The following is a 23,000-nucleotide window of genomic DNA, read 5'->3' on the forward strand; positions in this document are numbered from 1 at the left end:
TCGAGCGTGTCAGAGTCCCAGGCGCTCGACCTCCTTTTTCCTGAGTTTGATATCGTAGTCGAGCAGGAATTCGTCGAGTTGCGGTGGCTCGACCGATGTGCCGGATAGCATGGCGTGCACCTGCCCGCGATGATGGATCTGGTGCAGGAACAGGTGCGCCAGCAGGTCGCCGATGCGCTCTGGAACAAAACCGCTGTCGCCCCTGTCCGTTGGCACGCGCCGATCGAGATCGGTTTTGCTCAGGTTCTCGCAGAACGACAACAGCCGCCGGTCGGTTTCGGTCTGCACAGCAGCCAGCTTGATGGGCACCTCGAAATCCGCCCACTCGTCGAAGACAGTGAGCCCGACGCCGCCTTCCTCCACCATGTCGAGATAATAGAGATCGACCGACAGGACATGGTTGAGCGTCGCCTTGATCGACGGAAAGAAGCCGATGCGCTCGGCCTCGAACTCACCCGGCTTCAGCGCAATGACAGCACGGTAGAGGCGGTCGTTGGACCATAGATTGTTGGCCGCCATGCGGCGGAGATGATCGGAGAGCTGCATCGCTATTTGGCTGACAACTCGGTGCCGGCGCGCTGCTGTATCTTCGACTGCATGGTCTGCATCGTCGTGCCGAAGCGCGCGAAATACGCCGCGTTGAAAGACTTCAGCTTGCCCATGATCGAAACGGCTTCGGGCGTGCTGTTGAACTTGATCAGGGCATCGAGTTCCGCTGCGCTATAAGTCTCTCCGGCGGCCTCGATCATCGCACGCTCCATCTGAGGCCTGACCGCGGAAACCTCTTCGCTGACGATTTTGACCAGTTGCTCGCGTTTGTCCTGCGGCAGCGCATCGCCGCCCATCGCACTCATCATCGGGTTGACGAAATCCGGCCCCAGGATGGAATCCAGCATGTTCTGCAGGGCCGGCAATTTCATGTAGCGCTCGGCCAGCGCAGCCGTTTCCTGCTGCGCCAGCGCAGGCGTCAGCCCGAGAAGCAGAACCGCGACTGCCGGCAAGATCCGATTGCGCATTCCACTCCCCCTGCTGGTCACTGCTGGTATTTTTCCACCTTCTGCTCGATCGCGCCGAAGATCGAATGCCCGGCCTTGTCCTTCATTTCGATGCGAACCGTGTCGCCGAAACGCAGGAACGGGGTTTTCGCCTCGCCGCTCTCGATGGTCTCGATCATACGCTGTTCAGCAATGCAGGAATAGCCGGAGCCACCCTCGGCAACAGGCTTGCCTGGACCGCCGTCCTTTTTGTTGGAGATGGTGCCGGAACCGATGATGGTTCCCGCCGCCAATGGACGGGTCTTGGCCGCGTGCACGATCAGGGCCGGGAAATCGAAGGTCATGTCGATGCCGGCATTGGCGCGCCCGAAGGGCTTTCCATTGAGATCGACACACAGCGGAAGGTGCAGCTTGCCGCCGTCCCAGACGTCGGCAAGTTCATCTGGCGTAACGGTCACCGGCGAAAACGCCGAGGACGGCTTCGACTGGAAGAAACCGAAGCCCTTGGCGAGTTCCGGCGCCGTCAGCGCGCGCAATGTAACGTCATTGACCAGCATGACGAGACGGATCGCCTCGCGGGCCTGATCCTTGCTCGCCCCCATCGGCACATCATCGACGATGACCGCGACCTCGGCTTCAAGGTCGATGCCCCATGCTTCGTCGGCCATGCGTATGGGGTCGCGCGGCGGGACGAACGCGTCCGACCCGCCCTGATACATCAACGGATCGGTCCAGAAGCTTGCCGGCATTTCGGCGTTGCGTGCCTTGCGCACCAGTTCGACGTGATTGACGTAAGCCGAGCCGTCGGCCCATTGGTATGCGCGCGGCAGCGGCGAATGAGCGTCATGCTCATGAAACCGTTCCGACGGCACCGAACCGTGCTCGAGCGACTCCGACAGCGCCGCCAGATGCGGGGCGATGCGACGCCAGTTGTCGAGAGCCGCCTGCAGTGTCGGCGCCAGGAACGAAGCATCGGTCAGGCGCGTCAGATCGCGGGACACCACGACGAGTCTTCCGTCGCGTGTCCCGTTCTTCAAGGTGGCAAGCTTCATTCAGTTCCCCTTATCGTTCCATGAAGACTTTGAACCCACCATAGATCAGCCGCTTCATATAGGCAGGCATATTTTGCATGCCCGGCTGCAGACGTGGGTCAGCCATCACTTTCTGCATCACCTCGTCGCGATGCTCTCGCGATTTGTAGGTGACGTAGGAAAGTACAATTGTGTCTCCTGCTTCCTTCTTCACTGCAAGCGGGAAAGAGGTGATATCGCCATCTGGCACATCATCGGCTTCGGCTTCGACGTAGGAAAGCGCGCCATGCTCCATCCAGACCGTGGCGGCGAGATCGACGTTCTTCCGATATTCCTCCCACTCCGACTGCGGCACCGGCAGAACAAAGCCATCGACATAGGTCATGATTCATCTCCTCTAGGGGTTTGACGACCAAAGGACGGATACGAGGCTTCATGTCCGACAATGGAGACGAAATAAATGGCTCCCGCTAGCTCCAATCCCCTTCCGGCGTGCCGTTGAAGCGCTTCTTCAGGCCCTTCCAGCAGTCGATATAGTCCTCCTGCAAGGTAGGCAGCTCCGCACCGTAGCGGCTCAGCATCTGCGGGAAGCGCGTCTCGAACATGAACGCCATGGTGTGGTCGAGCTTCACCGGCTTGAGGTCGACCTTTGAGGCCTTCTCGAAGCCGGGCGCATCCGGGCCGTGTGCCAGCATCATGTTGTGCAGGCTCATGCCGCCCGGGACGAAGCCTTCCTCCTTGGCATCGTACTGACCTTGGATCAGGCCCATGAACTCGCTCATGATGTTGCGGTGATACCAGGGCGGGCGGAAGGTGTTTTCCGCCACCAACCATCGTGGTGGAAAGATGACGAAGTCGACATTGGCGGTACCTTCCTCACCGCTTGGCGCCGTCAGCACGGTGAAGATAGACGGATCCGGATGGTCGAACAGGATCGCCCCGACGGGCGAAAATGTAGCAAGATCATATTTATACGGTGCGTAGTTGCCGTGCCAGGCGACGACGTCGAGTGGCGAGTGACCGAGTTCCGTGACATGGAACGAACCGCACCATTTCACGATCAACCGGCAGGATTCTTCCTTTTCCTCGAACCATGCACACGGCGTCTTGAAGTCACGCGGATTGGCCAGGCAGTTGGCACCGATAGGGCCGCGGTCGGGCATGGTGAACTTGGCGCCGTAGTTCTCGCAGATATAGCCGCGCACTTCCGGATCGAGCAGTTCGACCTTGAACACCAGACCACGCGGCAGGACGCAGATCTCGCCAGGCCGCATCTCAATGACGCCCATCTCGGTGACGAAATTCAGCCGGCCGACCTGCGGCACCACCAGCATCTCGCCGTCCGCGTTGAAGAAATGGTCGTCGACCATCGACGTGTTGGCGACGTAGATATGGGCGGCCATGCCACTTTGCCCAAGCGCATCGCCGGCCGTGGTCATGGTGCGGATGCCGGCGATGAAATCGGTCGGCTCCTTCGGCATCGGCGTTGGATTCCAGCGATACTGGCCAAGCGCCAGTTCATGGTCGCCGACATTGGGAGCGGTCTTCCACAGTGGATAGTCAGCTGCCTTGAAGCGGCCGGTGTGCTTGACGCTCGGCCGGATGCGGTAAAGCCAGGAGCGCTCATTCGTGCCGCGCGGCGCGGTGAAGGGCGAGCCTGACAGTTGTTCGGCATAGAGCCCATAAGCCGGTCGCTGCGGGGAATTGCGCCCCTGCGGCAGCGAACCCGGCAACGTCTCGGTTTCGAAATCATTGCCGAAACCCGGCATGTAGGAAAAGGCCACTGCGTCCTCCCGTCATTGACCAAACTGGTTACATCTGTAACCATCGAAAATGTAACTATCAACGGCTAGCGCATGACCCCGAAAATCGGAACCGATTTTCGGAAAGGATCATGTGCCAAATCAAAGTGTTAGAGCGACCTTTGCGCGTCCAAAAGGACGCGCGGTGCTCTAAACCTCAGCCGTTGAAGCTCAACCGGAGCGCACAGCATGGCAAGCCAGGAAGACGTCCTCGAACTGGAAACCTTCCTGCCCTACCGGCTCTATCATCTGGCTGACCTGGTCAGCCGCGAGTTCGCGCGCATCTACAAGGACCGGCTCGGTCTGACCCGCCCCGAATGGCGAACCCTGGCAGGGCTGGGCCAGCACGGATCCATGACCGCGACAGCGCTCGGCGAACAATCGTCCATGCACAAGACCAAGGTCTCGCGTGCCGTCGCCGAGCTGGAGCGCCGGCGCTGGCTTACCCGAATGCCGGACGACAAAGACGGCCGCATCGAGCATCTGGCCCTGACCAAGGCGGGCCTTGTTGCCTATCGTGACATGGTTCCGCTGGCGAAGGCGTTCGAGCGGGAATTGCTTGGAAAGTTAGAAAGTAGTGACCAAGATCACATTGTTAAGTTGCTTGAAAAACTTGAATCCGCAATTCTCGATTGAAGATAAATACATTCTAGAAGCTTCATTACGGAGGAACGAATGCACGTTTTTCGAAGGGTATTCCTGGGGCTGACTTTCATTCTGATGGCGACGGCTTCGTTCGCGCAGGAGATTCCGCTGTGGGAGGGCGTGCAGAAAACCGATCAGATGCTGGCAGCCGACAAGCGGCTTGTCGAAAGCGTTCGACAATCCACCAACGGCAATCTGCAAGCCGGCGCCAGGCGAGCCATCGAACTGGGTTGGCAGGCGTTCGAAAACAAGGACTTCGAAACGGCAATCCAACGCTTCAACCAGGCTTGGCTCCTGGATCCGGAAAATCCGGCAATCTATTGGGGTTTCGCCCTGGTCACGCATGAACGTGGCGAGCCTTTGCAAAAGGTTGAGCGCTGGTTCGCAGAAACCGAAAAGCGGATCCCGGATACCGTGCCGCTTCTCTCCGACCACGGTCGTATCCTCGAAGAGCGAAACGAGGACAAAAAAGCCGTCGCCTACTTCAACCGCGCCCTGGCGATTGATCCCGATTATGCCCAAGCACATGTCGGCATGGCACGCATCGCGCAGAAAGCCGGCGATTCAGCGGGTTACGACCTGCATATGAAAGCGGTCGCCAAAACGCGATAGAAGACCTGGCACCAGTGGCCAAACCTTGCCGCCTCACTCCACCCGGCGCGGATAGTGAAGGCGCGGCGGCAGGCGATGGTGCACGACGCCAAGCCCGACCAGGCTGATCGAACCAATCAGGATCGTGCCGAACAGCGAGGCACTTTGCAGCGGTGCGGCAAGCGCGATCAGCGGGACGGCACCAGCAGGCGGATGGGTGACACGCAGCATCGACATCAGCGCGATTGCCACGCCGACGGCCAAAGCCGCTACGGTCCAGCTTCCCGGAAGCGACAAGGCAGCCGCGACCCCGACGATCGTCGCCAGCAGATAGCCGCCGAACACATTGGCCGGCTGCGCCAGCGGGCTGGCCGGCTGGCCAAAGATCAGCACCGCGGTGGCGCCGAGCGGCGCCAGCAACAGCGGCAGGTCGGTCAACGCGGCGAGGCCACCAACCGCACCGATGCCGATGACGGCTCCGATGCCGGACTTGGCGTGCGAAAGCGCATGGCTGGAGGGCTCATGGCGCGCAGTGAAGGAGCGGATGTGGCGGCGCATCGTCGGAATTCCGGCTCTTACACGTCACCCCGAGCATCGTTCCGATCCTCGGGGCGAGAGCTTGCACAACAGAGTTGCCTGCATTAGCAAATCAGCCCGTAGCGCGGCAACAAAACTTATTCGAAAAATATCCACTGGTAAGAAAAAAAATTTCCTACCAATCCATAACGACCTTGCCGGAATTGCCGCTGCGCATGGCATCGAAGCCCGACTGATAGTCGTCGATGCCGATGCGATGGGTGATCAGTCCGCTGACATCGAGCGGTCCCTGTACCAGCGCGATCATCTTGTACCAGGTTTCGAACATCTCGCGGCCATAGATGCCCTTGAGATGCAGCATCTTGAAGATGACCTTGTTCCAGTCGATCTCGAAACCGGTCGGCGCGATGCCGAGGATGGCGATCTTGCCGCCATTGTTCATGGTGTCGATCATGTCGCGGAAGGCGACGGCCGAACCCGACATCTCCAGACCGACGTCAAAACCTTCGGTCATGCCCTCGTCGTGCATGACATCGCGCAACTTCTCCTTGGACGCATCGACGACGTGATGCACTCCCATCTTCCGGGCCAGCGCCAGCCGGGTCGGATTGATGTCGGTGATGACAACCTTGCGCGCGCCGACGCATTGCGCCACTAGCGCGCCCATGATGCCGATCGGCCCGGCACCGGTCACCAGCACGTCCTCGCCGACCAGATCGAAGGACAGCGCGGTATGGACCGCATTGCCGAGCGGATCGAAGATCGCTGCGATTTCATCGGGAATATCATCCGGGATCGGCACGACATTGTGCTGCGGGATGGCGACATACTCGCCGAACGAGCCAGGCCGATTGACGCCGACGCCGAGCGTGTTGCGGCACAGATGGCCCCTGCCCGCCCGGCAATTGCGGCAATGGCCGCAGACGATGTGGCCTTCGCCCGACACCCGCTGGCCGACCTTGTATTCAGTGACGGCCGAACCGACATCGGCGATGGTACCGACGAATTCGTGCCCCGTCACCATCGGCACCGGCACCGTCTTCTGGGCCCACTGGTCCCAGTTGTAGATATGGACGTCCGTGCCGCAGATCGCCGACTTCTTGACCTTGATCAGCACGTCGTTGGGGCCGATCTCGGGAACCGGCACGCGCTCCATCCAGATCCCGGGCTCGGCTTTTGCCTTCACCAGCGCACGCATCATGTTGGACATTCGTCTGTTCCTCAGGAAATGATGCCGAGTTCCCGGCCAACCTCGGCAAATGAGGCCACCGCACGATCGATATCGGCCGTCGAATGCGCTGCCGACATCTGCGTGCGGATGCGCGCCTGCCCTTTCGGCACGACAGGGAACGAAAAGCCGATGACATAGATGCCACGCTCCAGCATCTTGGCAGCCATCTGCTGTGCGAGCGATGCATCGCCCAGCATCACCGGTATGATCGGATGGTCGGCGCCGGCGAGGTTGAAGCCCAGCTTGCTCATCGACGAACGGAAATGCGACGCATTCGCGTAGAGCTTCTCACGCAGCGTGTCGCCCCTGTCGATGATGTCGAAAACCTTGAGCGACGCGGACGCGATCGCCGGCATCAGCGTGTTGGAAAACAGATAGGGCCGCGAGCGCTGCCGCAGCCAGTCCACCACCTGCCGTTTGCCGGACGTATAGCCGCCGGAAGCCCCGCCCAGCGCCTTGCCGAGCGTACCGGTAATGATGTCGACCCTGCCCTCGACACCGCAATGCTCGGCTGAGCCACGGCCGTGCTTCCCGACGAAGCCCACGGCGTGGCTGTCGTCGACCATGACCATCGCGCCATGCTTCTCCGCAAGGTCGCAGACACCTTGCAGATTGGCGATGATACCGTCCATCGAGAAGACGCCATCGGTGGCAATCAGCTTGAAACGGCTGCCTTCGGCTTTCTTCAGCTCTTCCTCGAGTGCCGCCATGTCGTTGTTGGCATAGCGGAACCGCTTGGCCTTGGAGAGCCGCACGCCATCGATGATCGAAGCGTGGTTGAGCGCATCCGAAATCACGGCATCCTCTTCGCCGAGCAGCGTCTCGAACAGTCCGCCATTCGCATCGAAGCAGGAGCCGTAGAGGATGGTGTCCTCCAGGCCGAGGAAGGACGAGATCCTGGCTTCGAGCTGCTTGTGCTCTTCCTGTGTGCCGCAGATGAAACGGACCGAAGCCATGCCGTATCCGTAGCGGTCCAGCGCTTCCTGCGCGGACGCGCGCAATTCCGCGTTGTCGGCAAGGCCCAGATAGTTGTTGGCGCAGAAATTCAGCACTTTCTCGCCGGCCACCTCGATCTCGGCCGACTGCATGGACGAGATCACGCGCTCGGACTTGTAGAGCCCCGCAGCCTTCAGGCCGGCCAGTTCGGTGTCGAGATGGGCGAGAAAGCTGCTGGTCATGAACGACGGTCTCCCTGAGGCCGGCAAGGCATACTGCGACGCACAGGCCGGAAGCTAGCATAAAAACGACTGGCGCAATTGCCGTTTCCTTCGCGGCACACCCGGTTTGAGATGGCTAGCATGGCGAAAAGATTGCACCAAGACGCGCCAGCGGAGCCCCGTATGACCATCGCTTCCATCACCCTTTACCGGCAGTGGCAGCCGTTCCGGGACGGTACCTATACCTGTTCGGGCGGGCGTAGCGCCGAAGGGTTCGATTCGACCATCGTTGAGATGACCGCGCCCGACGGCAGCAAGGGATATGGCGAGATGGCACCGCTGGGTTCTTTCTACGATCCTGCCTTCGCGGAAGGCGCGCGTGCCGCCATGCGCGAACTTGCGCCGCGCCTGATCGGCGAGGACGCCGCCGGCATCGAGGCATTGAACCGCCGCATGGATCTGCTGCTCAAGGGTCATCCCTACGCCAAGGCAGCCATCGACATGGCGCTCTGGGATCTTGCCGGCAAGCGCAGCGGGCTTTCGCTGGCAGCGATGGCCGGAGGTGCAGAAGGCACTGCCATTCCGCTCTACCGTTCGCTGGCGCAGGAGAGCCCCGACGCCATGGCCGCGCGGGCCAGCAAATATAGCGCCGAAGGGTACCACCGGCTACAGGTCAAGGTCGGCCTCGACGTCAATGACGACATCGCGCGCCTGGAAGCCGTACGCGCCGCCGTGCCTTCCGGCACCGTGCTGTTCTGCGACGCCAATGGCAGCTGGGGCACCGCCGAAACCCGGCGTTTCCTGCAGGCAACCCGTGCGCTCGACTACACACTGGAACAACCCTGCGCGAGCTATGAGGAAAATCTCGCCATCCGGCGGGCCTGTGACCGCCCACTTGTGCTGGACGAGACGATCGACGGCGCCGATGTCCTTCTGCGCGCCATCGCCGATGGATTGGTTGACGGCATCACCATCAAGCTCGCCCGCGTCGGAGGACTGACAAAGGCAAAGCTGGTCCGCGACATCGCCATCGCCCGCAACCTGAAGATCACCATCGAAGACACGGGCGGCGCGCAGATCGACACTGCTGCCTATTGCGGGCTCCTGCTGTCGACACCGGAATGGCTGCGCCAGCACACGGTCGATTTCCACAATTGGGTCACGGTTGCCAACGGCACCGCCGATTTCACCATCGTCGGCGGCAACATAACCCCACCAAGCGGTCCCGGCCTTGGGGTCGACGTCGATCCGGCGGTGTTCGGTGAACCGGTCTTCCGCTGCTGATAGAGCTCTCACTCAAGACTGGCTTGCGGGGGCCCTTGGCGATAGAGCCTATGCCAAAGGAGCCCGACCATGATGACAACCGAAAACCTCACCCAGCTCGGCACCAGGGTCGAGACGCCGGACAGTCCCGACCATGCGGTGCTGGAGACCGTACCTTTCACGCGCGGCGACGGCCCGCCGGCCATCGTGCGCTTCACCTGCCCCGAATTCACCTCGCTCTGCCCTGTCACTGGCCAGCCGGATTTCGCGCATATCGTCCTCGACTACGCGCCGGACACGCTTCTGGTCGAATCCAAGTCGTTGAAACTGTTCCTGACCTCGTTCCGCAACCACGGTGCCTTCCATGAGGACTGCACCGTGATGATCGCGAGACGCATCGTGGCGGCCACCAGGCCGTTGTGGCTGCGCATCGGCGGCTACTGGTACCCGCGCGGCGGCATTCCGATCGATGTGTTCTGGCAGACCGGTGAGTCGCCGAAAGGCGCATGGGTGCCCGACACCGGCGTCGTTCCCTATCGCGGCAGAGGCTGAAATCACTCGCACTGATACTGGCTGAGCGCCCATTCACCGGTGACGGACAGCAGATCGGAGATCTTCCAGCCGCTCTCGACCTTCTTCAGCTTCCACTCCAGCCGGTGCGGCTCGCTGCCCTCGACGAAGGCGACCACGACGCGCGCCTGGTCGCCATTGATCGATTCCAGCGACTTGAACGTCTTTTCGAGGGTCGCCCTGTCGTAGGGCACCTGATCGAGCGGCATGTTCTGGTCGAGGCAGTCGCCTTCGCCGGACTTCTTCAGGGTCTCGTTCTTCTCGAGCACCGTCCTTGCCGGGTCGACGAAGCGGTTGAGATCGGCGGAGGCCAGATCCGTGCCGTCCAGGTAGAAGGGCCTGACCTGTGCCGAAGGAGAATCTGGCGCGACGGCCGTCGCCAGGTTCGATGCACTCGGCCCCGCCCCGGCGGTGGTAGCCGGCGCTTCCGGCGGTTTGGCGCCCAGCAATCCTTCCGCACAGGCACTGCCGACCGAGCCGGCAGCGAGCACACCGGCCAAAAGCAAACGCAAAGAACGCTGTCCCAGCAGCATCGGCTTATTCTGCTTCTTCTCCGCCGGAACAGCCCAATTCACTGAGTTTCCAGCTGTTGCTCCTGGAGGCGATGTCAGCGACTTTCCAGGAACCATCGACCTGTCTCAGATCCCAGATCATTTCACGTTTGGAATCATCACCTTCGGTGAAAAGATTGAAGCTTGCTGTCACCGTTGCCTTGTCCCCGTCGATGGCCTCGCTGAGCTTCAATGTGTCGGCCACAGTCTTGTCGTCATAGTCCTGCGCGTCGAGCGACGGATCGAAATCGATGCATGCGACCTCATCCGGGTGTTTCTTGATGGCTGCATCGTTGAGCTGGAACAGCTTGATGACCGGGTCTGTGAAGCGATCCCGATATTGCGGATCGGCAGCAAATTTAACCGGTGAATAGAAGAACATCACCGCATCCGAGGCTGGTCCGGCCAAAGCCGCGCCTGGATATGTCAGAATGGACAGTGCGAACAGCAGCCCCGGCTTCATGATTCCCCCAAATCGCGAATGACAAACGCGCTTACTCCATAGCACGTATCCGCCATCTCGGCTTTTTTGCGACCTGAAATCCCATGGGCACGGGCATCGGTAACCGGCCTTGATTTCATGCCGCTGTCACCAAGCCTGCCTACGCTGCCTCGGTAATCGCAATGCAGAGGCTTTCCATGATCACCCGACGCAACCTCCTCAAAATTGGCGGCACCGCCGCGATGTTTGCACCGTTCGGAGGTTTCACCGTCGACGCTGCCGCAGCCGCCGAAGGCGCGCCGCTGTTCAAATTCGGTATCGTCGCCGATCCGCAATACGCGCCCGTCGTGCCGAACCTCAAACTCAACCGCTACTATTCGAACAGTCTGTGGAAGCTGTCGGAAGCCATCGAAGCCTTCAACCAGGAAGACCTGCGCTTCGTCGCAACGCTGGGAGACATCATCGATCGGCACTGGGAAAGCTATGCGCACATCCTGCCGCTTTACGACAAGCTGAAGCATGAGCGCTTCTTCCTGCTCGGCAATCACGATTACGACGTGGCAGCCGAGTACCTGACCTCTGTCGTGCGTACCGCCGGCATGGAAAAGGCCTATTACGACTTCGCTGGCGGCGGCTACCGCTTCATCGTCCTCGACGGCAACGACGTCAGCCTGTTCGCGCCACCGAAGGACGATCCGCGTCGCGACATCGCCGCCAGGCGCCTCGACGAATTGAAGTCAAAGGGCGCTGTCAATGCGCAGACCTGGAACGGCTCGCTGAGCGATGAACAGTTCGCCTGGCTCGACAAGACCATCAAGACGGCAGAGGCCGCGAATGAGAAGGTGATCGTCATGGGTCACTATCCGGTCTATCCGGAGAATGAGCACAATATGTGGGATTCCGAACGCATCGTGGCGTTGCTGACCGGATCCGGCAATGTCGTCGCCTATTTCAACGGCCACAACCACGCCGGCAATTTCGGCGAACTCAAGGGCAAATACTTTATCAACTTCAAAGGCATGGTCGACACACCTGCCACCAGCGCCTACTCGATCGTCGAGGTCTACGCTGACCGGATCGATATCCGGGGCTTCGGGCGCGAGGAAAACCGCTCCTTGAAGATCCAAAGCGCCTAGGCCGCAGCGGCCGGATCGGTTGCGCCGGCGGCTGAAGCATCCTGGCTGTGTCGGCATCCAGGATTTCCGGGATAAAGCATCAATCGCCGGGCACGCTTGTTCGCCACCTCGGCGAATCCGGCTATAGTCTTGTCATGCCCATCCGTCAGCTTTCCGAAACGATGATCAACCAGATCGCCGCCGGCGAAGTCATCGAGCGTCCCGCCAGCGTCGTCAAGGAGCTGGTCGAGAATGCGCTCGATGCCGGTGCCGGTCGCGTCGAGATCGTCACGGCCGGAGGTGGGCTGAACCTGATCCGTGTCACCGATGACGGTGCAGGAATGCCTGAAGACGAGCTGACATTGGCGGTCGCACGCCACTGCACGTCCAAACTCTCCGACGACATAAACGACATCCGCTCGCTCGGCTTCCGTGGCGAGGCCCTGCCGTCGATCGGTTCCGTGGCACGTCTGTCGATCCGCTCGCGCACGCCACAAGGTGACAGCGCAGCGGAGATCAGCATCGAGGGCGGGCGCGTCGCGCCTGTGCGGCCTGCGGCCGCCAATCGCGGCACCACGGTGGAGGTGCGCGACCTGTTCTTCGCTACCCCTGCCCGGCTGAAATTCATGAAGGGCGAACGTGCCGAAAGCTCGGCGACCAGCGACGTCATCAAGCGCATCGCCATCGCCTTTCCTTCCGTACGGTTCACGCTGGCCGGCTCGGACCGCTCGACCCTGGAACTGCCGGCAACAGACGACAGCCCGGAAGGACAACTGCGCCGTCTCGCCCAAGTCATGGGCTCCGAATTCCCGGACAATTCCATTGCCGTCGATGCCGTGCGCGAAGGCGTGCGCCTGACTGGGCACGTTTCGATCCCGTCCTTCACACGCGCCAACGCCTTGCAGCAATACGCCTATGTCAACGGCCGCCCCGTGCGTGACAAGCTTATCGCCGGCGCCATCCGCGGCGCTTACATGGACGTGTTGCCGCGCGATCGGCACGCGGTGGTGGCGCTGTTCCTGACGCTCGATCCAGCGATCGTCGACGTCAACGTGCATCCGGCCAAGGCTGACGTGCGCTTCCGCGATCCTGGCCTGGTGCGCGGGTTGATCGTCGGCGCAATCCGCGAGGCGCTGACATCTGCCGGTGTACGGGCAGCAACCACCGGCGCAGCCGGCATGATGGCCGCCTTCAGGCCAGGTGCTGCAAGTTTCGGCCATGGCGGCCCGACCAATGGCCATCGCAGCTACGAAGCAGCCTATCGTCCTTCCGGGCCGATTGGGTTCGACGCCGCGCGCTCATCACAGCGGCCGATCGACATGGGCTTTCGTGAAAATGAGCAGGCGGCTTTCGATACAGGAGAGACCGTCAGCGTTGATGCCCGCGCCAGCCAGGTCGAGACAACCGAAACCTTGCTCGGTACGACACTGGGCGCCGCACGCGCGCAAGTGCACGAAAATTACATCGTTGCACAGACCCGGGATTCGCTGGTCATCGTCGACCAGCATGCCGCGCATGAGCGGCTGGTCTATGAAGCATTGAAGAATGCGCTGCATTCCCGTCCTGTGCCCGCGCAGATGCTGTTGCTGCCGGAAATCGTCGACCTGCCTGAAGACGATGCCGAGCGGCTGGCGTCGCATGCTGAGACGCTGCAGCGTTTCGGTCTCGGCGTCGAGCGTTTCGGCCCGGGAGCCATCGCCGTGCGCGAGACACCGTCGATGCTGGGCGAGACCGATGTGCAGCAGCTTGTCCGTGACCTCGCCGACGAGATCGCAGACAACGACACCACGGAAACGTTGACGGAACGCCTCCATCACATCGCCGCCACGATGGCTTGCCACGGCTCAGTGCGCTCAGGCCGTCTGCTCAAGCCCGACGAAATGAACGCGTTGCTGCGCCAGATGGAAGCGACACCCGGGTCGGGCACCTGCAACCATGGCCGTCCGACCTATATCGAGCTCAAGCTTGCAGACATCGAGCGGCTGTTCGGCCGGCGATAAGCTCCAACTTCGGCTTCACCGCTTCATGTTGACAATGATGACGCCGCCAAGTGCGAGCACGCCACCGATGATGCCGAGTGTCGTAGGCACCTCGCCGAGCCAAGCAAAGCCGATCAGCGTCGCCACCGGTGAAACCAGATAGAGATAGTTCGAAGCACGGGCGGCCGGCAGGCGTGACAGGGCTGTGGCCCAGGCAGCGTAGGAGATGAAGCTCGGGATCAAGCCGAGATAGATCACGGCGCCAAGACCGGCCGTATCGGCACCAGCGGCCTGGGCAAGGCTTTCCGGAAAGAACGGCACCAGGCACAGTGCACCAAGCACCATGTTCCATTGCGAAACCGTCAACGGATGATGTCGCGAAAACAGTGGCTTCTGCACGATCGTGTTGACCGAGGAACACAGGGCTGAGCCGAGGATCAGCAACGCGCCAGTGTTGAATGTCAGTCCATTACCCTCTCCCATGGCGATCACACCGATGCCGGCGAAGGAAACAAAGGTACCGACCCAGGCCAATGCCGGGAATCGTTCGCCGAGCAGGAACATCGCCATGATGGCGGTGAAGATCGGGCTGACATTGATGATGAAGGCCGCGGCGCCCGCCGAAACCGTGGTCTCGCCGATGTTGAGCATTGCCGTATAGAGCGCGACAAAAATCGCGCCGCCGAAACCGAACCGCCAGAGTTCGTTGAGTTTGGGCAATGCCGGGCGCTTTATGGCGAGGAAGATGGCGGCGGGCACAGCGGCGATCGCAAAACGCAGTGCCCCGAGTTCCAGCGGCCCGAAGGCGGTGAGGCCGGCGCGGATCGCAGGAAAGGCCGAGGCCCAGCCGACCACAGTGAGCGCCACAGCCAGCATCGCCGTGACATCCGTGCGCTGTTCCGAATTCGCCATGCTCATCTGTGCACTCATCGTCCTGTCTCCGCGCCAACTGTTGGTCGCGATGGCAGAAAACGCTTTTCCGGTGTGATTGACAAACGACGAAATCGAGGATGAGCTGTGAGCATGGATCACAGCTTGGAAATATTGCCGCCACTTGAAACCCTGCGGGCCTTTGACGCGGCGGCGAAAACAGGGAGTTTTTCGGCGGCAGCCGACAAGCTCAACCTCACTCACGGCGCGGTCAGCCGCCAGATCGCACGACTGGAGGACTGGTTCGGGCTGAAACTGTTCGAACGCGGCGCGCGCGGCGTTTCACTGACCATCGAGGGCAATCGACTGCATCTGCGCACCAGCGAGGCGTTTGCGCTGATTGCCTCCAATTCCGATCGCTGGGTCGAGCCGCGCGGTACTGCGGTGGTGCGGCTGGCGACAATTCCTTCGATAAGCGGCCTTTGGCTGATGCCGCGCATGGCAAGGCTGGAAAGCGGCGACCCGAAAATCAGGATCGTGCTCGACGTCGACAACCGCCAGATCGACCTCGCCGACGAAGGCATAGACCTTTCCATCCGCTGTGGCCGCGGACGTGTCCCAGAGCGTATAGCGATGCAGCTTTTCGAGGAACACATGTTTCCGATCGCCTCGCCGGAACTGGCGACTGAGATTGGTACCGGCGATGCCGCGCGGCTGCTGAAATATCCCTTGATCCACGATTCCGACGCCTCGGGTTGGCGCGCGTGGTTCGGTGAGCAGGGCGTCGACTACCGCCCCCGCCCGCAGGATCGACGCTTCGAAGACTACAACCTTGTTCTGGACGCCGCCGCCTACGGGCTAGGCATCGCCCTGGCCCGGCCGCCTCTCGCCGAAGGCCAGGTCGCGGCTGGACGCGTCGTGGCGGTCGATAAGCGGACAGCCTTGAACCCAGTATCCTATTGGCTCGACCGGCCGGCTGGAAAACCCCGCACAGCAGCTGTGGAACTTGCCCAGCGTATCGCCAATGCAGCCAGCGTGCCCAGTGAACGGCTGCACAGTTTTCTGGACGCGGACCGCTGATACCCGGCGTTCCAAGACTGGAGGCAGATGCCCGTCCGCTAAAATACCAGCAGGACGATCAGCAACAGCAATGCGAATGCTGCGAGGCCAAAGGCAATCGCGCGGGCGCGGATCACCGTTTCCAGCGAGATCTCTCCTGGCTCTTCGCGTGTCGCCGGCGCGTGGACCGGCCGCCGCTTACGCGTGCTGGCTTCATCCTCTTCGATCTGCCTGGCGGTGGCTGAAAGCGGCAAGGCTGGCATATAGCCGGGCAGCGATGGGATGCGGACACCGGAAAGCACGTCGTCCGGGCCTGCCGGCTGGCCCGACGGGGCGCGAGCAGCGGCTTCCGCCTCGGCACCGGTTCCCCTCGCCGATGATGACCGCTGATTGATCGCGGCTGGCGCGATTTCTTCCAGATCGAGCGCGGCGCGATAGGCCTGGATGACCTGCGGCGACGCTTCCTTTTGCGCGACGGCAGCCTTGATCGGCACGACCAGGGGCGGCGCGAGCGAAGGCATCGGCTCCGCACCTAATGGTGCGCGTGGCGTCACCAGCGTCCTGATCAACTCTGTTTTGACTGGATCTGGCTTCGCCGTCGGCAACGGCACATCGCCGGCCGTTGCCTGCTTGAGCAGTGAAGCGAGGCGGGAGATGGCAGCGACCATGACAATCCAAGCGGCAATTTATCCCACAATAAGCCGTCTGAGTTGTGTGAAGCTGGTGTGTGCTTGACCTTCTCTGTATTTTGTGGCGGAAACGCCTGAGGTCAGGAACTGTCAACAAGCTTGGCCGTGTGAGCACAGGTCGATCGCGATGATGAACCGTTTCGAAGGTCCCGGAGGCCGGGAAGCCCGCATCCGCTATCTGGACGGCGATTTCCAGGTCACCAGCCCAGGCGCCTTCGTGCGCTGCGCCGTCACCGGTGAGAGCATCGCACTCGACGAACTGAAGTATTGGAGCGTGGCAAGGCAGGAGCCTTATGTCAGCGCAGCTGCCTCACTGCAGCGAGAAATCGAATCCAACCCGGATTTGCGTAAGCGCGGCTGATAACGCGCTTTCCTCTTCAGGAAGAGACTACCCGTTGATCCGCCGCCTGCGCCAGGCTTCAAGTGTCTCATCGACGATGCGCTGCGGCGTGTGATCGGGCTCGAACACAGTTTCGATTTCAAGCACGCTGAGCTTTTCGAGGAATCCGGCTGGCATCCCACCGTGGCGCAGGCGCGCCGCGTCCTTGGCCGTGGTGACGAGTCCCAGATCCGCAGCCTTGGCAGTGGCAAGCAGTTCCGCCAGTTCGTCCTCGCCATAGACATGATGGTCCGGGAATGAACGGCTGAGCGCCACCGTGCCGCCGGCTTCCGCCACGGTGTCATAGAATTTTTCCGGATGGCCGATGCCGGCGAAGGCGAGCAATCGTTTGCCGGCGAGCGCCTTGGCATCGCTCGGCCGGGCACGGGCGGCAAAGATCGGCTTGCCGGCGCGCGCGGCCTGTCGCACCACGGCGTCGGCAGCGCCACCATCCCCCATTCTGATCAGCGCATCCGCATAGAGAAGCTGGGTGAGCACCGGAGCCCGCAACGGTCCGCCCGGAATGACACGACCATTGCCGATGCCGTAGCGGGCGTCGACCACGACGAGCGCAAAATCGATATGGATGCGCGCGCTCTGGAAGCCGTCGTCCATGATGAGGAAGTCGCAGCCCTCCTTATCGATCAGCATGCGCGCGCCGGCAGCGCGGTTCGGCGACACCGCCACCGGGGCATGCTCGGCCAGAAGCAGCGGCTCGTCGCCGACATGCTTGGCTGCATCGTGATGCGGGTCGACGATATGCGGCTCGCCAAACGAGCCGCCATGGCCACGCGACAGGAAACCTGGTTTCAGGCCTTGCTGTTTCGCGTGCCTTGCGAGTGCAATGGCGACCGGCGTCTTGCCGGAGCCGCCGACCGTGAAATTCCCGACGCAAAGCACTGGCGCATCGATCTTTTCGCGTTTCGCCGAACGCATCCGACGCCCGGCGACCGCGCCGTAGATCCATGAGATGGGCGAAAGCACATGGGCGCGCCAGTCCGGTTTCTCCCACCAGAATGGCGGCGCTTCGCTCGCCATGGTCAGCGTCCTCCCGCCACCTTGAGGCGGGCCTTGACGACTAGCGGCTGGATGTAGGGCTCGAGCGCTCTTTGGGTCGTGGCCAGCGCGCCGCGCATCTGCTCGACGGTTGCCGCACCTGCCGCCATCATCTCCCGGCGTGCGCTTTCATTGGAAAGCAGGAAGTTGACGGCACCGGCCAGCATGGGGCGATCCCGCACCAGCTTCGCCGCGCCGGCGTCCAGCAGTTTCTGATAGGAATCGCGGAAATTCTGCACATTGCGGCCAGCCAGCACAGCCGTCTCAAGCATGGCCGGCTCGAGCGGATTCTGCCCGCCTTCCGACGTCAGCGAACGACCGACGAAGGCGATCTCCGTCAGCCTGAGATAAAGTCCCATCTCGCCGATCGTATCGCCGAGCAGGATGTCCACATCGGGCGAGATCTGGTCGTCCAGGCTCCGCCGCGCGACGGCGAGCCCCATGCCGGCGAATGTTTCGGCAAGTTCTTCGGCGCGGTCCGGATGGCGCGGTACGATAATGGTCAACAGGCCGGGATGCCGTGACGCCAGCGTCTTGTGCACCTCGGCGGCAATCACCTCTTCCCCGTTGTGGGTAGAAATCGCTGCCCAGGTCGGGCGCCCATCGATCTGGCGGCTGAGCAGGGCCAGTTCACCGGCATCCACCGGCGGTGGTGGCGTGTCCACCTTGAGGTTACCCGAAACCGTCACCGGTCGCGCGCCAAGGGCGCGGAACCGCTCGCCGTCGACTTCCGACTGCGCGACGACATGGGCGAGATTCTCGAACAAGGCCTCGGCGATGTTGGAACGCTTCTTCCACGATGCGAAGGAACGATCAGACAGGCGTCCATTGACCAGAACCTGCGGCACGCTGCGTGCGCCGAGTTCGAGGATCGTGTTCGGCCAGATTTCGGATTCAGCGATGATGACGAGGTCCGGATGCCAGTGATTGAGGAAGCGGCTGACCGCGGGCCTCAGGTCCAGCGGTACATATTGATGGATGACGCGGTCACCCAGCCGCTCGGCCACCAGCTTCGCCGAAGTGACGGTGCCCGTCGTCAGCACCACCGTAACGCCGTAGTCGAGGATGGAGCGGACGAGCGGCACCACCGCATTGGTTTCGCCGACGCTTGCCGCATGCACCCAGATCAGCGGACCGTCCGGCCGATCCTGGCTGGCGACGCCGTAGCGTTCACGGCTGCGCGCCCGGTCTTCCTTGCCCTTGGAGGCGCGCCAGGCGACATAGGGACCGGCCAGGGGATAGGCGGCAGATCCGGCTGCGCGGTAGAGCGACAGCATCATGCGGGCCCACCGCTCGCTCATCGCCGCGAATCCACCAGTTGGTAGGCCTTTGCGGTGGTAGCATTGAGCGCATCGGTGAGTTCCACACGCTTACGCTCCATCTCGGCCTCGTCGGCATTGCTGGCCACGAATATCGGTGCGCCGGCAGCGATCGCCGAGCGACCAAACGGCAGGTTGATGGTGGTTTTGTCCCAGCTCTTCTCCAGAACCTTGCGGCGGCTGGTGGCAAGCGCTGCCGGAATGATCGGACGGCCAGACAGCTTGGCGAGCAGGATGACACCGAGGCCGGCATCGCGCGGCGTGCCATGCGGAATATCGGCAATCATGCAGACATTCTTGCCCGCGATCAGCGATTTCTTGAGGCCGATCAGCGCCTTGGCTCCGCCCTTGTCGATGTGGCGGGCATCTGCCCGGCCACCCGACCCGCGGACGGTCTCGATGCCGAAACGTTCGATGACCTGCGCGTTGATCTCGGCATCGGCGCTGCGCGAAACCATCGCAACCAACCCGCGCTTCGAAGGATAGAAAGCAGGCATCAGGATATGCTGACCATGCCAAAGCGCGATGATGCCCGGCTCGATGCCTTCATATTCCTTGTCGCTGAACCTGGCGGACTCGGCGAGGCGCGGATTGGTGAGCCGAATGAAGCGCATCGTCAGCGTGAACAGGCTGACAATCAGACCCTTGACGAAACGCGACTGTGCAAGCGGCTCGCGCACCTTCTTCCACAGCGGCTTCAGCGCGCTGTTGGAGCGCTTCCTTTCGGCCGCTGGCTGGTCTGCCTGCGGTTTCGCCACCTGCTCTTCCATCGTCACGCGCTGGCCTGGCCCTGCGGGTCGAGCAAGCGATGCAGGTGCACGACGAAGTAGCGCATATGCGCATTGTCGACGCTTGCCTGCGCCTTGGACTTCCAGGCGTTCAGCGCCGACTGGTAGTCGGGATAGATGCCGACGATGTCGAGTGCATCGAGATCGCGGAACTCGCTGCCGCCCAGTGTCGCCAGTTCGCCACCGAACACCAGATGCAAAAGCTGTTTCTTTCCGTCTTCCCCGGTCATGTCCGTCCTTCACATCACGTGATTTGGTGCTTGGTCTAGACCAAAGCCGCCAATTTTGAAACCTATGAAACGCCTCAGCCGGCGTGGCCGGAAATCACGCGGGCCATCATGGCGAGCATTTCGCCGCTTCCGGCCGCCAGAGCACCATGACTGACTTTCTCCTTGCCGAAGGCAGGTGTCGTTCCATGGCTGTCAAGCAGTTGTCCGCCGGCCTCGCGCAAAATGAGCTCCGCGGCAGCGATATCCCAGTCATGCGCATTCGGCTTGACAAAGGTGGCGTCCAGATTGCCGCTTGCGATCATCGCCAGCCGATAAGCCAGGGAAGGAACGTAGGCGGTACGCTTCACCCTCGCTTGCCAATCCTGCGGCACCAGGTCCTGAAACGCTTTCGGACCGGCGAGTTCCGCTATGGCCGGCACGTTGCGAACCTTGATGCGTTCACCGTTGAGGAAAGCCCCCGCACCAGGTGTTGCCCAGTAGGTCTCGTGCGCGGCCGGACATTCGAGCACACCGGCGATCGGCCTGCCGTCCTCGACCACGGCGACGCTGACGCACCAGAATTTCAAGCCCTCGAGAAAACCACGCGTCCCGTCGATCGGGTCGACGACAAAGATGCGGCGCGCCGTCAGCCGCTCCGGACCGTCGGCGGTTTCTTCCGAAAGCCAGCCATAATCGGGGCGGGCTGCCAGCAATGTGTTGCGTAGATAGGTGTCGGCCGCATAGTCAGCCTCGCTGACCGGAGACGTGCCACCCTTCATCCACACTTCCGGATTCTTGCCGAAATAGCGCAACGCAATCGCGCCGGCCTCGCGCGCGGCATCGCGCAGCAAGGCAAGGTCTTCATCGGCGCCGGTCAGGTTTGCTGCGTCAACTTCCGGCAAGGGTCATTCCTTCGATGAGCAGCGTCGGTGCCGCCGTGCCGTAGTCGCGGTCGAGATCACTGCCCGGCACCAGCCCGAGGAACATCGTCTTGAGGTTCGAGGCGATCGTCACTTCCGACACCGGATAGGTAAGTTCGCCGTTTTCGATCCAGAAACCGGAAGCGCCCCGGCTGTACTCCCCGGTCACCATGTTGACGCCCTGGCCGAACACTTCGGTGACGTAGAAGCCGGTCTTCAGCGCGCCGATCAGATCTTCTGGCGAATGCTCCCCGGCTTCGATGGCGACATTGGTCGAAGACGGCGACACCTGCGAACCGCTGCGGGCGCCACGGCCGTTGGTGGTGAGCCCGAGTTCACGCGCCGCCGATGTCGACAGGAACCAGTGGTTGAGCACCCCCTTGTCGACCATCAGAAGCTTTTCACCGCCGACACCCTCGCCGTCGAATGGACGCGAAGCCTGGCCGCGCCGGCGCAACGGCTCGTCGGTTACGGTGATCGCGGACGAAGCCACCTGCTTGCCCATCATGTCGCGCAGGAACGAGGTCTTGCGCGCCACCGAAGCGCCGTTGATGGCCCCGGCGAGATGCCCGGCGATGCCACGCGCAACGCGCGGATCGAACACGACCGTCACGGTGCCGGTCGGCACCTTGCGGGCGCCGATGCGTTTGACCGCGCGCTCGCCGGCACTGCGGCCGATCGTTTCGGAGGCGTCAAGGTCAGCAAAATGCAGGCGCGACGAATAATCGTAGTCCCGCTCCATGCCGGTGCCTTCGCCCGCGATCACGCTGGCGGAGCGCGAGAAGCGCGTCGCGGCATACTGGCCGAAGAAGCCATGCGATGTGGCAAGCACCAGCCCGCCCATGCCGGCGCCAGCGGCGCTGCCTCCGGAATTGGTCACGCCCTTGACGGCGAGAGCAGCCTCTTCGGCGGCAAGAGCATCCTCACGCAAGCGGTCGGCGGAAACTTCAGTGTTGTCAAACAGGTCGAGATCATTGCTGCCATTCGCAAGCAGCGACGGGTCCGCGAGGCCCTGATACGGGTCCTCCGGAGACACCTTGGCCATCGCCACGGCTCGTTCGGCCAGCGATATCGGATCCGAGGCGGCGGTCGCCGAAACCGAGGCAACACGATTGCCGACGAAGACACGCAGCGACACGTCTTCGCTTTCCGAGGCGTTGGTGTTTTCCACCTTGCCGAGCCGAACCGAAACGCTGGTCGAACGGCCGAGCACCACGACGGCATCGGCTGCATCGGCGCCAGCCTTCTTGGCGGCATCGACGAGCGCAGCGACGCGATCGGTCAGTTTCGAAGTGTCGAGCGTATCGGCCATGCTGATTTCCTGCGTTTGAGCGACCGCGTCTTTGCGCGACCGCCGTAGCTCCATCTATTGTTCCCGGCCGGTCTGCGCAATGCCGAAAGCCAATCCGCCGCAGCTCTGGAGGTGCCTAGGCCTGCGCCTCGGCATGGCTTGGAAACCTTTCGCTCCAGCGGCACAGCCCCTCGGCGCCTGCGCAAAGCGCTGCCCCACTCTCGGTCAGCGAATAGACGACCTTGGCCGGCAATCCCGGATAGACCTGCCTGTTGACGAGCCCATCGGCTTCCATTTCACGCAATTGCTGTGCCAGCATCTTTTCACTGATGTCCGGGATGGAATGGCGCAGCCGGCCGAACCGGCGCGGCGCGCTGGAGAGCGCGCACAGGATATCGATCTTCCATTTGCCTGCGACCAGCTTCATCGCGACCGAGAAGCCATTTTCCAAAGGCTCATTCATCCCCGTTCTCCTTACCTTAGGGTAACCACTTACGCTTTTGTGCGTATT

27 protein-coding genes are annotated in these 23,000 nt (G+C 62.0%); 8 read left to right on the forward strand and 19 right to left on the reverse strand.

The window, feature by feature from the left end:
• Positions 1-9: 9 nt before the first annotated feature.
• From AC3WTO_RS08920 to hmgA, 5 genes are all read right to left on the reverse strand, one after another.
• Positions 10-546: a DinB family protein gene (locus AC3WTO_RS08920; protein ID WP_492460349.1), complete on the reverse strand. Its 537-nt coding sequence runs from the start codon at positions 544-546 to the stop codon at positions 10-12.
• A gap of 2 nt (positions 547-548) precedes the next feature.
• Entirely contained in the window at positions 549-1,016 is a 468-nt protein-coding gene (locus AC3WTO_RS08925; RefSeq protein WP_492460350.1) for a DUF2059 domain-containing protein, read from the reverse strand.
• Positions 1,017-1,033: 17 nt separating this feature from the next.
• The gene (locus AC3WTO_RS08930) at positions 1,034-2,047 is read right to left on the reverse strand and encodes a fumarylacetoacetate hydrolase family protein (RefSeq protein ID WP_492460351.1); all 1,014 of its coding nucleotides are present in this window, start codon (positions 2,045-2,047) and stop codon (positions 1,034-1,036) included.
• 10 nt (positions 2,048-2,057) lie between these two features.
• Positions 2,058-2,411, reverse strand: coding sequence for a DUF1428 domain-containing protein (locus AC3WTO_RS08935; RefSeq protein ID WP_492460352.1), 354 nt, complete (start codon positions 2,409-2,411; stop codon positions 2,058-2,060).
• A gap of 85 nt (positions 2,412-2,496) precedes the next feature.
• On the reverse strand, positions 2,497-3,810 hold the full coding sequence (hmgA, locus tag AC3WTO_RS08940; protein ID WP_492460353.1) for a homogentisate 1,2-dioxygenase: 1,314 nt from the start codon (positions 3,808-3,810) through the stop codon (positions 2,497-2,499).
• A gap of 207 nt (positions 3,811-4,017) precedes the next feature.
• Between hmgA and AC3WTO_RS08945 the strand changes: the two genes are divergently transcribed.
• Together AC3WTO_RS08945 and AC3WTO_RS08950 are read left to right on the forward strand one after the other, a co-directional pair.
• Positions 4,018-4,464, forward strand: coding sequence for a MarR family winged helix-turn-helix transcriptional regulator (locus AC3WTO_RS08945; protein WP_492460354.1), 447 nt, complete (start codon positions 4,018-4,020; stop codon positions 4,462-4,464).
• Between the two features lie 39 nt (positions 4,465-4,503).
• Complete coding sequence (locus AC3WTO_RS08950) at positions 4,504-5,085, forward strand: tetratricopeptide repeat protein (protein WP_492460355.1); 582 nt, start codon at positions 4,504-4,506, stop codon at positions 5,083-5,085.
• 33 nt (positions 5,086-5,118) lie between these two features.
• On the opposite strand, the gene AC3WTO_RS08955 is transcribed toward AC3WTO_RS08950, so the two are convergent.
• The 3 genes from AC3WTO_RS08955 to AC3WTO_RS08965 all read right to left on the reverse strand — a co-directional run bounded on the left by AC3WTO_RS08955 (position 5,119) and on the right by AC3WTO_RS08965 (position 8,010).
• A complete protein-coding gene (locus AC3WTO_RS08955) occupies positions 5,119-5,622 on the reverse strand; it encodes an HPP family protein (protein ID WP_492460356.1) in 504 nt (167 codons plus the stop codon).
• Positions 5,623-5,776: 154 nt separating this feature from the next.
• On the reverse strand, positions 5,777-6,811 hold the full coding sequence (tdh, locus tag AC3WTO_RS08960; protein ID WP_054311017.1) for an L-threonine 3-dehydrogenase: 1,035 nt from the start codon (positions 6,809-6,811) through the stop codon (positions 5,777-5,779).
• A gap of 11 nt (positions 6,812-6,822) precedes the next feature.
• On the reverse strand, positions 6,823-8,010 hold the full coding sequence (locus AC3WTO_RS08965) for a glycine C-acetyltransferase (protein WP_492460357.1): 1,188 nt from the start codon (positions 8,008-8,010) through the stop codon (positions 6,823-6,825).
• 162 nt (positions 8,011-8,172) lie between these two features.
• On the opposite strand from AC3WTO_RS08965, the gene AC3WTO_RS08970 reads away from it, so the two are divergent.
• Both AC3WTO_RS08970 and queF read left to right on the forward strand, forming a co-directional pair.
• Positions 8,173-9,273 (forward strand): mandelate racemase/muconate lactonizing enzyme family protein, encoded by a 1,101-nt coding sequence (locus AC3WTO_RS08970; protein WP_492460358.1) that lies wholly within the window; start codon positions 8,173-8,175, stop codon positions 9,271-9,273.
• A gap of 69 nt (positions 9,274-9,342) precedes the next feature.
• A complete protein-coding gene (gene queF / locus AC3WTO_RS08975; protein ID WP_492460359.1) occupies positions 9,343-9,804 on the forward strand; it encodes a preQ(1) synthase in 462 nt (153 codons plus the stop codon).
• A gap of 2 nt (positions 9,805-9,806) precedes the next feature.
• Here the strand turns inward: queF and AC3WTO_RS08980 are convergent, their stop codons facing one another.
• Together AC3WTO_RS08980 and AC3WTO_RS08985 are read right to left on the reverse strand one after the other, a co-directional pair.
• The gene (locus tag AC3WTO_RS08980) at positions 9,807-10,334 is read right to left on the reverse strand and encodes a hypothetical protein (RefSeq protein WP_492460360.1); all 528 of its coding nucleotides are present in this window, start codon (positions 10,332-10,334) and stop codon (positions 9,807-9,809) included.
• A 25-nt stretch (positions 10,335-10,359) separates the two neighbouring features.
• Positions 10,360-10,836 (reverse strand): DUF3828 domain-containing protein, encoded by a 477-nt coding sequence (locus tag AC3WTO_RS08985; RefSeq protein ID WP_492460361.1) that lies wholly within the window; start codon positions 10,834-10,836, stop codon positions 10,360-10,362.
• Between the two features lie 176 nt (positions 10,837-11,012).
• On the opposite strand from AC3WTO_RS08985, the gene AC3WTO_RS08990 reads away from it, so the two are divergent.
• Both AC3WTO_RS08990 and mutL read left to right on the forward strand, forming a co-directional pair.
• Positions 11,013-11,951, forward strand: coding sequence for a metallophosphoesterase (locus AC3WTO_RS08990; RefSeq protein WP_492460362.1), 939 nt, complete (start codon positions 11,013-11,015; stop codon positions 11,949-11,951).
• 134 nt (positions 11,952-12,085) lie between these two features.
• A complete protein-coding gene (gene mutL / locus AC3WTO_RS08995) occupies positions 12,086-13,930 on the forward strand; it encodes a DNA mismatch repair endonuclease MutL (RefSeq protein ID WP_492460363.1) in 1,845 nt (614 codons plus the stop codon).
• A gap of 15 nt (positions 13,931-13,945) precedes the next feature.
• Here the strand turns inward: mutL and AC3WTO_RS09000 are convergent, their stop codons facing one another.
• Positions 13,946-14,839 carry a DMT family transporter gene (locus AC3WTO_RS09000; protein ID WP_492460364.1) on the reverse strand — a complete coding sequence of 298 codons (894 nt, stop codon included), beginning with the start codon at positions 14,837-14,839 and terminating at the stop codon, positions 13,946-13,948.
• Positions 14,840-14,932: 93 nt separating this feature from the next.
• Between AC3WTO_RS09000 and AC3WTO_RS09005 the strand changes: the two genes are divergently transcribed.
• Positions 14,933-15,859, forward strand: coding sequence for a LysR substrate-binding domain-containing protein (locus tag AC3WTO_RS09005; protein WP_492460365.1), 927 nt, complete (start codon positions 14,933-14,935; stop codon positions 15,857-15,859).
• Positions 15,860-15,897: 38 nt separating this feature from the next.
• Here AC3WTO_RS09005 and AC3WTO_RS09010 read toward each other — a convergent pair whose 3' ends face one another.
• Complete coding sequence (locus tag AC3WTO_RS09010; RefSeq protein WP_492460366.1) at positions 15,898-16,506, reverse strand: hypothetical protein; 609 nt, start codon at positions 16,504-16,506, stop codon at positions 15,898-15,900.
• 148 nt (positions 16,507-16,654) lie between these two features.
• Between AC3WTO_RS09010 and AC3WTO_RS09015 the strand changes: the two genes are divergently transcribed.
• A complete protein-coding gene (locus AC3WTO_RS09015; protein ID WP_492460367.1) occupies positions 16,655-16,888 on the forward strand; it encodes a DUF2093 domain-containing protein in 234 nt (77 codons plus the stop codon).
• 27 nt (positions 16,889-16,915) lie between these two features.
• On the opposite strand, the gene lpxK is transcribed toward AC3WTO_RS09015, so the two are convergent.
• The 7 genes from lpxK to AC3WTO_RS09050 form a co-directional block, all read right to left on the reverse strand.
• A complete protein-coding gene (gene lpxK, locus AC3WTO_RS09020) occupies positions 16,916-17,944 on the reverse strand; it encodes a tetraacyldisaccharide 4'-kinase (RefSeq protein ID WP_492460368.1) in 1,029 nt (342 codons plus the stop codon).
• 2 nt (positions 17,945-17,946) lie between these two features.
• On the reverse strand, positions 17,947-19,263 hold the full coding sequence (waaA, locus tag AC3WTO_RS09025; RefSeq protein WP_492460369.1) for a lipid IV(A) 3-deoxy-D-manno-octulosonic acid transferase: 1,317 nt from the start codon (positions 19,261-19,263) through the stop codon (positions 17,947-17,949).
• A complete protein-coding gene (locus AC3WTO_RS09030; protein WP_492460842.1) occupies positions 19,260-20,051 on the reverse strand; it encodes a lysophospholipid acyltransferase family protein in 792 nt (263 codons plus the stop codon). Before AC3WTO_RS09030 ends, waaA begins: the two co-directional genes overlap by 4 nt.
• Before the next feature lie 2 nt (positions 20,052-20,053).
• A complete protein-coding gene (locus AC3WTO_RS09035) occupies positions 20,054-20,299 on the reverse strand; it encodes a DUF4170 domain-containing protein (RefSeq protein WP_326892365.1) in 246 nt (81 codons plus the stop codon).
• A gap of 74 nt (positions 20,300-20,373) precedes the next feature.
• On the reverse strand, positions 20,374-21,180 hold the full coding sequence (locus tag AC3WTO_RS09040; protein WP_492460370.1) for a 3'(2'),5'-bisphosphate nucleotidase CysQ: 807 nt from the start codon (positions 21,178-21,180) through the stop codon (positions 20,374-20,376).
• Positions 21,167-22,510, reverse strand: a complete 1,344-nt coding sequence (locus AC3WTO_RS09045; RefSeq protein ID WP_492460371.1) for a TldD/PmbA family protein — start codon at positions 22,508-22,510, stop codon at positions 21,167-21,169. Before AC3WTO_RS09045 ends, AC3WTO_RS09040 begins: the two co-directional genes overlap by 14 nt.
• A 115-nt stretch (positions 22,511-22,625) precedes the next feature.
• Positions 22,626-22,952 carry a winged helix-turn-helix transcriptional regulator gene (locus AC3WTO_RS09050; protein ID WP_492460372.1) on the reverse strand — a complete coding sequence of 109 codons (327 nt, stop codon included), beginning with the start codon at positions 22,950-22,952 and terminating at the stop codon, positions 22,626-22,628.
• Positions 22,953-23,000: the final 48 nt, after the last annotated feature.

It is taken from the genome of Mesorhizobium sp. EU05-FHT14A09, assembly GCF_058790995.1.

Excerpts from the sequence above, each read along its gene's own strand:
- AC3WTO_RS08920 (WP_492460349.1), bottom strand. The coding sequence starts at position 546 with ATGCAGCTCTCCGATCATCTCCGCCGCATGGCGGCCAACAATCTATGG.
- AC3WTO_RS08925 (WP_492460350.1), bottom strand. The coding sequence starts at position 1,016 with ATGCGCAATCGGATCTTGCCGGCAGTCGCGGTTCTGCTTCTCGGGCTG.
- AC3WTO_RS08930 (WP_492460351.1), bottom strand. The coding sequence starts at position 2,047 with ATGAAGCTTGCCACCTTGAAGAACGGGACACGCGACGGAAGACTCGTC.
- AC3WTO_RS08935 (WP_492460352.1), bottom strand. The coding sequence starts at position 2,411 with ATGACCTATGTCGATGGCTTTGTTCTGCCGGTGCCGCAGTCGGAGTGG.
- AC3WTO_RS08945 (WP_492460354.1), top strand. The coding sequence starts at position 4,018 with ATGGCAAGCCAGGAAGACGTCCTCGAACTGGAAACCTTCCTGCCCTAC.
- AC3WTO_RS08950 (WP_492460355.1), top strand. The coding sequence starts at position 4,504 with ATGCACGTTTTTCGAAGGGTATTCCTGGGGCTGACTTTCATTCTGATG.
- AC3WTO_RS08955 (WP_492460356.1), bottom strand. The coding sequence starts at position 5,622 with ATGCGCCGCCACATCCGCTCCTTCACTGCGCGCCATGAGCCCTCCAGC.
- tdh (WP_054311017.1), bottom strand. The coding sequence starts at position 6,811 with ATGTCCAACATGATGCGTGCGCTGGTGAAGGCAAAAGCCGAGCCCGGG.
- AC3WTO_RS08965 (WP_492460357.1), bottom strand. The coding sequence starts at position 8,010 with ATGACCAGCAGCTTTCTCGCCCATCTCGACACCGAACTGGCCGGCCTG.
- AC3WTO_RS08970 (WP_492460358.1), top strand. The coding sequence starts at position 8,173 with ATGACCATCGCTTCCATCACCCTTTACCGGCAGTGGCAGCCGTTCCGG.
- queF (WP_492460359.1), top strand. The coding sequence starts at position 9,343 with ATGATGACAACCGAAAACCTCACCCAGCTCGGCACCAGGGTCGAGACG.
- AC3WTO_RS08985 (WP_492460361.1), bottom strand. The coding sequence starts at position 10,836 with ATGAAGCCGGGGCTGCTGTTCGCACTGTCCATTCTGACATATCCAGGC.
- AC3WTO_RS08990 (WP_492460362.1), top strand. The coding sequence starts at position 11,013 with ATGATCACCCGACGCAACCTCCTCAAAATTGGCGGCACCGCCGCGATG.
- mutL (WP_492460363.1), top strand. The coding sequence starts at position 12,086 with ATGCCCATCCGTCAGCTTTCCGAAACGATGATCAACCAGATCGCCGCC.
- AC3WTO_RS09000 (WP_492460364.1), bottom strand. The coding sequence starts at position 14,839 with ATGAGTGCACAGATGAGCATGGCGAATTCGGAACAGCGCACGGATGTC.
- AC3WTO_RS09005 (WP_492460365.1), top strand. The coding sequence starts at position 14,933 with ATGGATCACAGCTTGGAAATATTGCCGCCACTTGAAACCCTGCGGGCC.
- AC3WTO_RS09010 (WP_492460366.1), bottom strand. The coding sequence starts at position 16,506 with ATGGTCGCTGCCATCTCCCGCCTCGCTTCACTGCTCAAGCAGGCAACG.
- AC3WTO_RS09015 (WP_492460367.1), top strand. The coding sequence starts at position 16,655 with ATGATGAACCGTTTCGAAGGTCCCGGAGGCCGGGAAGCCCGCATCCGC.
- lpxK (WP_492460368.1), bottom strand. The coding sequence starts at position 17,944 with ATGGCGAGCGAAGCGCCGCCATTCTGGTGGGAGAAACCGGACTGGCGC.
- waaA (WP_492460369.1), bottom strand. The coding sequence starts at position 19,263 with ATGAGCGAGCGGTGGGCCCGCATGATGCTGTCGCTCTACCGCGCAGCC.
- AC3WTO_RS09030 (WP_492460842.1), bottom strand. The coding sequence starts at position 20,051 with ATGGAAGAGCAGGTGGCGAAACCGCAGGCAGACCAGCCAGCGGCCGAA.
- AC3WTO_RS09035 (WP_326892365.1), bottom strand. The coding sequence starts at position 20,299 with ATGACCGGGGAAGACGGAAAGAAACAGCTTTTGCATCTGGTGTTCGGT.
- AC3WTO_RS09045 (WP_492460371.1), bottom strand. The coding sequence starts at position 22,510 with ATGGCCGATACGCTCGACACTTCGAAACTGACCGATCGCGTCGCTGCG.
- AC3WTO_RS09050 (WP_492460372.1), bottom strand. The coding sequence starts at position 22,952 with ATGAATGAGCCTTTGGAAAATGGCTTCTCGGTCGCGATGAAGCTGGTC.